The organism is Acidovorax sp. (assembly GCF_046341535.1).
GTDB lineage: Bacteria > Pseudomonadota > Gammaproteobacteria > Burkholderiales > Burkholderiaceae_C > Acidovorax.
Map to the genome: position 1 here is coordinate 1 of NZ_JBKDRI010000157.1, position 7636 is coordinate 7636.

A 7636-nucleotide genomic window follows, 5' to 3' on the forward strand; every position below is an offset into this window, starting at 1 on the left:
GGGGCCGGTGTGCCTGGTTACCACGCCATAGCCTTTTGCAGCACATCAAAGCCCTGGCCAGAGCACTTGGCAGCCCAAAATCAACAGAAAAACTCGCTTCGCTCCGCCTTCGACCAATTGCCGTGAAATATTCGGGCTAAAAACGGCAGTTGACCGCTTGTAATCTTGGCGCACACCGCACGGACTCGAGCCTTGGGTTGTTTTTGCAGCCTCACCTTCGGGGTGAAAGCGCTATGCAAACATGGGCCCTTCGATGAAAAACGGCGCCGATGGCGCCGCTTGAGGGGCACGCCACATCAGCGCGGCAGGTCTGAATACCCCATCAAGAATTCATCCACCGCGCGTGCTGCCTGTCGGCCTTCGCGGATGGCCCATACCACCAGCGACTGGCCCCGGCGGATATCGCCTGCGGCGAACACCTTGGGAACATTGGTGGCATAGCCGCCGCTGAAGTCGGTGGTGGCGCGGGCGTTGCCGCGGGCGTCCTTGTCCACGCCAAACGCGTCCAGCACGGGCGCCACAGGGCTCACGAAACCCATGGCCAGCAGCACAAGGTCCGCCTTGAGCACCTGCTCGGAGCCGGCCACTTCGACCATTTTTCCGTCCTTCCACTCCACGCGCACCGTTTTGAGGCCGGTGACCTTGCCCTTTTCGCCCAGGAACTCCTTGGTGGAAATCGCGAACTCGCGCTCGCAGCCTTCTTCGTGGCTGGAACTGGTGCGCAGCTTGATCGGCCAGTAGGGCCAGGTCAGTGGGCGGTTTTCCTCTTGTGGCGGCTGGGGCATGAGCTCGAACTGCGTGACGCTGGCAGCGCCGTGGCGGTTGCTGGTGCCCACGCAGTCGCTGCCGGTGTCACCACCGCCGATCACAATCACGTGCTTGCCTTCGGCGCGCAGCTGGCCCTTGAGCTTGTCACCCGCATTGACCTTGTTTTGCTGGGGCAGGAACTCCATCGCGAAGTGGATGCCATCGAGGTCGCGACCGGGCACGGGCAAATCGCGCGACTGCTCGGCACCACCGGTCAGCAGCACGGCATCGAATTCCTGGTGGAGTTGCTCAGGCGTCACGGTTTCCTTGGCCCAGTTGGTGACCTTGGAATCCTTGCCCAGGCCGTCCTGGGCTGCGCCCACAAACACGCCCGTGCGAAAGGTCACGCCCTCGGCCTCCATCTGCTTGACGCGGCGGTCAATGTGCGTCTTTTCCATCTTGAAGTCTGGGATGCCGTAGCGCAGAAGCCCGCCCACGCGGTCGTTCTTTTCGAACAGCGTCACGCTGTGTCCGACGCGCGCCAGTTGCTGCGCAGCCGCCATGCCGGCCGGGCCGGAACCGACAACCGCCACCTTTTTGCCCGTTTTGTGTTTGGGCACGCGGGGCTGAACCCAGCCTTCGGCCCAGGCGCGGTCAATGATGGCGTGCTCGATGGACTTGATGCCCACGGGGTCGGCGTTCACGTTCAGCACACAGGCAGCCTCGCAAGGCGCAGGGCAGATGCGGCCCGTGAATTCCGGGAAGTTGTTGGTCGAATCCAGCACGGCCCAGGCGCTCTTCCAGTCCTGCTGGTACACAAGGTCGTTGAAATCCGGAATGATATTGTTGACCGGGCAGCCGTTGTTGCAAAACGGCGTGCCGCAGTCCATGCAGCGCGCGGCCTGTACCTTGGCCTGCGCGTCATCGAGACCGATGACGAATTCCTTGTAATGCTTCAGACGCTCGGGGACGGGCTTGTAGCCCTCTTCGATGCGTTCGAATTCCATGAAGCCGGTAGTTTTTCCCATGACGATGTCCTTGCCTGTGAATGCTGTGCTAACCCGATGGCCATGCCTTACTTGGCAAGCACCGCTTTTCTTGGGGTCGCAGTGACCGCTGACTGCGCAGTCTCGTCCAGCATCTTGCGTTCATAAATCTCGGCGAGCGCACGCTTGTATTCCGTGGGGAATACCTTGACGAACTTGGCGCGTGACGAGGCCCAGTGGTCCAGCAGTTCACGCGCACGCTTGCTGCCTGTCCAGCGGTTGTGGTCCTCCAGCAGCTTCTTGAGCTGAGCCTCGTCGGTCTGCCCCCCGTGCCAGATGGCGCGCGCGATGGTGGTCATCTGTTCATCGGCAGGGAGCACGCGCTCGATCGTCACCATGGACATGTTGCAGCGCGACGCGAACTGACCGTCCTCGTCGTACACGTAGGCCACTCCGCCGCTCATGCCTGCCGCAAAGTTGCGGCCGGTCTTGCCCAGCACCACCACGGTGCCGCCGGTCATATATTCGCAGCCATGGTCGCCCGTGCCTTCGACAACCGCCGTCGCACCCGAGAGCCGGACGGCAAATCGCTCGCCAGCCACGCCGCTGAAGAAGGCTTCGCCTGTGGTTGCGCCGTACATGACGGTGTTGCCCACGATGGTGTTGCGCACGGCATCGCCGCGGAAATCAATGCTGGGGCGAACGACCACACGACCTCCGGAAAGGCCCTTGCCCGTGTAGTCATTGGCATCGCCGATGAGGTACAGCGTGATGCCGCGCGTGAGGAATGCCCCAAACGACTGGCCGCCCGTGCCTTCCAGCTGGATGCGGATGGTGTCGTCAGGCAGCCCCTCGGGGTGCACCCGGGTGACCGCGCCGGACAGCATGGCCCCGACCGAGCGGTTCACGTTGCGCGCCACCTCGATGAACTGCACGCGCTCGCCCTTTTCAATGGCGGGCTTGCTGCGCTCGATGAGTTTGCGGTCCAGCGTGTGTTCGATGTGGTGGTCCTGCACGTCCACATGAAAGCGCGGCACATCGGCGGGCACGTTGGGCTGGGCAAACAGGCGGCTGAAGTCCAGGCCGCGTGCCTTCCAGTGCGAGAGCCCGGCGCGCGTATCGAGCAGATCGGTGCGACCGATCATGTCGTCGAACTTGCGAATGCCCAGTTGGGCCATGATCTGACGCACTTCTTCAGCGATGAAGAAAAAGTAGTTCACCACGTGCTCAGGCTTGCCAGAGAACTTCTTGCGCAGCTCTGGGTCTTGGGTGGCCACGCCCACGGGGCAGGTATTGAGGTGGCACTTGCGCATCATGATGCAGCCCTCGACCACCAGCGGAGCGGTGGCGAAGCCGAACTCGTCAGCACCGAGCAACGCGCCAATGGCGACGTCGCGACCTGTCTTCATCTGGCCATCAGCCTGCACGCGGATGCGGCCGCGCAGACGGTTGAGCACCAGGGTCTGCTGGGTTTCGGCCAGACCGATTTCCCAGGGGCCACCCGCGTGCTTGATGGACGACCAGGGCGAAGCGCCTGTGCCGCCATCGTGACCGGCGATGACCACATGATCGCTCTTGCACTTGGCAACGCCAGCAGCGATGGTGCCCACGCCCACCTCGGACACCAGCTTGACGCTGATGCCAGCGTGCGGTGCCACGTTCTTCAGATCGTGGATCAGTTGGGCCAGGTCCTCAATGGAGTAGATGTCGTGGTGCGGCGGAGGCGAGATCAGCCCCACACCCGGCACGCTGTGGCGCAGCTTGCCGATGTAGTTGGACACCTTGCCACCGGGCAGTTGGCCCCCCTCGCCAGGCTTGGCGCCCTGGGCCATCTTGATCTGAATCTGGTCGGCAGACGAGAGATATTCGGCCGTGACACCAAAGCGGCCGGAGGCCACCTGCTTGATGCGGCTTCGCAACGAGTCGCCATCTTGCAAAGGCAGATCGACCTCGACGTTCTCGGCACCGATCACGCTCTTTAAGGTATCGCCCTGCTTGATCGGGATGCCCTTGAGTTCGTTGCGGTAGCGGCGCTCGTCCTCCCCGCCCTCACCCGTGTTGCTCTTGCCGCCAATGCGGTTCATGGCCACCGCCAGCGTGGCATGGGCTTCGGTGGAGATGGAACCTAATGACATGGCGCCCGTAGCAAAGCGCTTGACGATTTCCTTGGCGGGCTCAACCTCGTCCACGGCAATCGCCTTGGAAGGATCGATCTTGAATTCGAACAGGCCTCGCAGCGTCATGTGGCGCTTGCTCTGGTCGTTGATGATCTGGGCGTATTCCTTGTACGTATTCCAGTTGTTGGCGCGGGTGCTGTGCTGCAACTTGGCAATCGCATCGGGCGTCCACATGTGGTCTTCGCCGCGGGCCCGCCAGGCGTATTCGCCGCCAACATCGAGCATGGTTTCAAGCACCGGGTCATCACCAAAGGCCGCCTTGTGCATGCGGATAGCTTCTTCGGCGATTTCGAAGACGCCGATGCCTTCCACGCGGCTGGCAGTGCCCGTGAAGTACTTGCCCACGATCTCGGTGTTCAGGCCAATGGCCTCGAACAACTGCGCGCCGCAGTAGCTCATGTAGGTGCTCACGCCCATCTTGGACATGATCTTGGACAGGCCCTTGCCAATGGCTTTGACGTAGTTGTAGATGGCCTTGTCAGCCGAGAGGTCACCGCCCAAGTCCTTGTACATCGCGGCCAGGGTTTCCATGGCCAGGTAGGGATGCACGGCCTCAGCGCCGTAGCCTGCGAGCACGGCAAAGTGATGCACTTCGCGGGCGGTTCCCGTCTCGACCACCAGCCCGGCCGTAGTGCGCAGACCTGCTACCACCAGGTGCTGGTGGATGGCAGACAGCGCCAACAGCGCAGGGATGGCCACCTGGGTGGCACTCACGGCACGATCGCTGACGATGAGGATATTGGCGCCCCCTTTGATGGCGTCCACAGCCTGCGCGCACAGCGATGCGAGCTTGGCCTCGACACCTTCGTGTCCCCAGCTCAACGGGTAAGTGATGTCAATGGTCGCGCTTTTGAACTTGCCCTGCGTGTACTTTTCAATGTCGCGCAGCTTGGCCATGTCGGCAAAGTCCAGCACGGGCTGGCTCACTTCAAGCCGCATGGGTGGGTTGACTTGGTTGATGTCCAGCAGGTTGGGCTTGGGTCCGATGAAGCTGTTGAGCGACATCACAATGGCTTCGCGGATGGGATCAATCGGCGGATTGGTCACCTGAGCGAACAGCTGCTTGAAGTAGTTGTACAGCGGTTTGCTTTTGCCCGAGAGCACGGCCAGCGGGCTGTCGTTGCCCATGGAGCCGATGCCTTCCTCTCCGTTTTGGGCCATGGGCGCCATCAGAAACTTGATGTCTTCCTGGGTGTAGCCGAAAGCCTGCTGGCGGTCCAGCAAGGGCAGGTCGGCCGGCTGGGGGCCCGCTGCCTGTGCGCCCGTTTCGATGCTGTCGAGCTTGATGCGCAGGTTCTCAATCCACTGCTTGTAGGGCTTGGTGTTGACGATGTTGGCCTTGAGCTCATCGTCATCGATCATGCGGCCCTGCTCCAGGTCAATCAGGAACATCTTGCCGGGCTGCAAGCGCCACTTGCGCACGATCTTGTTCTCGGGGATCGGCAGCACGCCGGACTCGGAGCCCATGATGACCAGGTCGTCGTCGGTGATGCAGTAGCGCGAGGGGCGCAGTCCATTGCGGTCCAGCGTGGCGCCGATTTGGCGACCATCGGTGAAAACGATCGAGGCCGGGCCATCCCAGGGCTCGAGCATCGCAGCGTGGTACTCATAGAACGCGCGGCGGCGCTCGTCCATTGTGGTGTGCTGCTCCCAGGGCTCGGGAATCATCATCATCACCGCCTGGCTGATGGGGTAGCCCGCCATGGTCAGCAGCTCCAGGCAGTTGTCGAACGTCGCCGTGTCGGACTGGTCAGCAAAACTGATGGGGTAGAGCTTTTGCAGGTCGGCGGCCAGCACGGGCGACGCCATCACGCCTTCGCGCGCCTTCATCCAGTTGTAGTTGCCCTTGACGGTGTTGATTTCCCCGTTGTGCGCCACATAGCGGTACGGGTGGGCCAGTGGCCACTCGGGGAAGGTGTTGGTCGAGAAGCGCTGGTGCACCAGGCCGATTGCCGAGACGCAGCGTTCGTCCGACAGGTCTTTGTAGTACACGCCCACCTGGTCGGCCAGCAGCAGGCCCTTGTAGACCACGGTGCGGCTGGACATACTCGGTACGTAGTATTCCTTGCTGTGCTTGAGCTTCAGGGCCTGGATGTTGGCACTGGCGGTCTTGCGGATCACGTACAGCTTGCGCTCCAGAGCGTCCTGCACGATCACGTCGTTGCCACGGCCAATGAATACCTGTCGCAGGATGGGCTCTTTGCTGCGCACGGTGGGTGACATGGGCATGTCCGCATTCACCGGCACATCACGCCAACCGAGCAGCACCTGGCCTTCGGCCTTGATCGCGCGTTCCATCTCCTGCTCGCAAGCCAGACGGGATGCGTGCTCCTTGGGCAGGAAGATCATGCCCACGCCGTATTCGCCAGCCGCTGGCAAGCTCACGCCCTGCCTGGCCATTTCTTCGCGGTAGAGGGCATCCGGAATCTGGATGAGGATACCGGCGCCGTCACCCATGAGCGGGTCGGCACCCACCGCACCACGGTGGTCGATGTTCTCCAGAATCTTCAGGGCCTGCGTCACGATGTCGTGGCGCTTGATGCCCTTGATATGAGCCACAAATCCGAGGCCGCAGGCGTCGTGTTCGTGACCTGTTGAATACAAACCGTGTTGTTGCAGATGCTGGATTTCGGCAGCCGTGGTCATGGCCCACTCCTATGTTTTTCGCAGAGAACCAAAGATTAGTGCATTGCAACAAACTTTGGCAAGCAAATTAATTGGGGTCAGCTCCGTATTTAATGCTCTCTAGATCATGTTTTCCATATTTAAGGGACATATCAAATAACATAGCTACCGACCGAATGAAGACGTGCGCAACAGCACTATTTAATCCAGTTTTTTATCAAGACGAGGGCGACCAGCCCGCCCGCGGGTCACGCGCCGTGGCGTGTGCTTTTGCAACGCGCTGACAAAGCCGGGATCACCCAGCGCCCAGCCGGTGAGGGCAGATGACGTGAGCATTGCCCGATCCTGCGCGCTGATGCCCGCCTGCACCAGGTCGGCATAGGCCGCCTCACGCGCGAACGGGGTGTTGCCCAACGCCCAGTACAGGGCGTGCGGCGCAAGCAGCCGGTCCTGGCGCAAGCCCAGCCAATGGGCATGGCTCGACCAGGCGTAGCCCGATGCCTGCTCTGCCAGCCCTGCTCTCACGGGGTTGAGATCAAGGTACACCATGCACGCAAGCAAATAGCGCTCCGCTTGCAGTACCGTGGATCGGTAACGCCCTTCCCACAAAGTGCCCGTGCGCGCGTGGCGCCGGTTGAAATACTGCACATAGCGTCGGCCCACCGCCTGCATCATCTGCGGCAGCCCCTCGGCGGTCGCAGGCGTACACAGCAGGTGGAAGTGGTTGTTCATCAGCACGTAGGCATGCACAGCGACCCCGTATTTCTGTGCGCTATCGACCAGCCAAGAAAGCAGGGTTTCGCGGTCTTCCCCATCCAAGAAGATGGGTTGACGGTTGTTACCGCGCTGGATGACATGGTGCAGGTGACCCGGCAAGGTCAGGCGGGGGAGTCGGGCCATGGGTGTCTTCGGGTACAGGCGTGCAGGTAACGTTCCGTCCCCGATTATCGGTGGGCGACATAGGAGCCTGTCGGACTTGGAGCGTCGAAAGCGAAAATCGGCCCCAGCGAGGACAGTTTTTGCCGAATTTGCAGCCCCATAGCCGAGCTATGGGGCAAAAAGGCGGTTAAAAATGGACCGCTGCGGTCGATTTGCAGCCGA

Annotated in this window: 3 protein-coding genes; all 3 read right to left on the reverse strand. The window is 61.6% G+C overall.

The features are described from left to right. Positions 1 to 296: 296 nt before the first annotated feature. The 3 genes from ACK543_RS11505 to ACK543_RS11515 all read right to left on the reverse strand — a co-directional run bounded on the left by ACK543_RS11505 (position 297) and on the right by ACK543_RS11515 (position 7435). A complete protein-coding gene (locus ACK543_RS11505; RefSeq protein ID WP_409942988.1) occupies positions 297 to 1775 on the reverse strand; it encodes a glutamate synthase subunit beta in 1479 nt (492 codons plus the stop codon). Between the two features lie 47 nt (positions 1776 to 1822). Continuing rightward, positions 1823 to 6556, reverse strand: a complete 4734-nt coding sequence (locus ACK543_RS11510) for a glutamate synthase-related protein (RefSeq protein ID WP_409942989.1) — start codon at positions 6554 to 6556, stop codon at positions 1823 to 1825. Between the two features lie 180 nt (positions 6557 to 6736). Next, positions 6737 to 7435 (reverse strand): transposase, encoded by a 699-nt coding sequence (locus ACK543_RS11515; RefSeq protein ID WP_409942990.1) that lies wholly within the window; start codon positions 7433 to 7435, stop codon positions 6737 to 6739. Positions 7436 to 7636: the final 201 nt, after the last annotated feature.

Excerpts from the sequence above, each read along its gene's own strand:
- ACK543_RS11505 (WP_409942988.1), bottom strand. The coding sequence starts at position 1,775 with ATGGGAAAAACTACCGGCTTCATGGAATTCGAACGCATCGAAGAGGGC.
- ACK543_RS11510 (WP_409942989.1), bottom strand. The coding sequence starts at position 6,556 with ATGACCACGGCTGCCGAAATCCAGCATCTGCAACAACACGGTTTGTAT.
- ACK543_RS11515 (WP_409942990.1), bottom strand. The coding sequence starts at position 7,435 with ATGGCCCGACTCCCCCGCCTGACCTTGCCGGGTCACCTGCACCATGTC.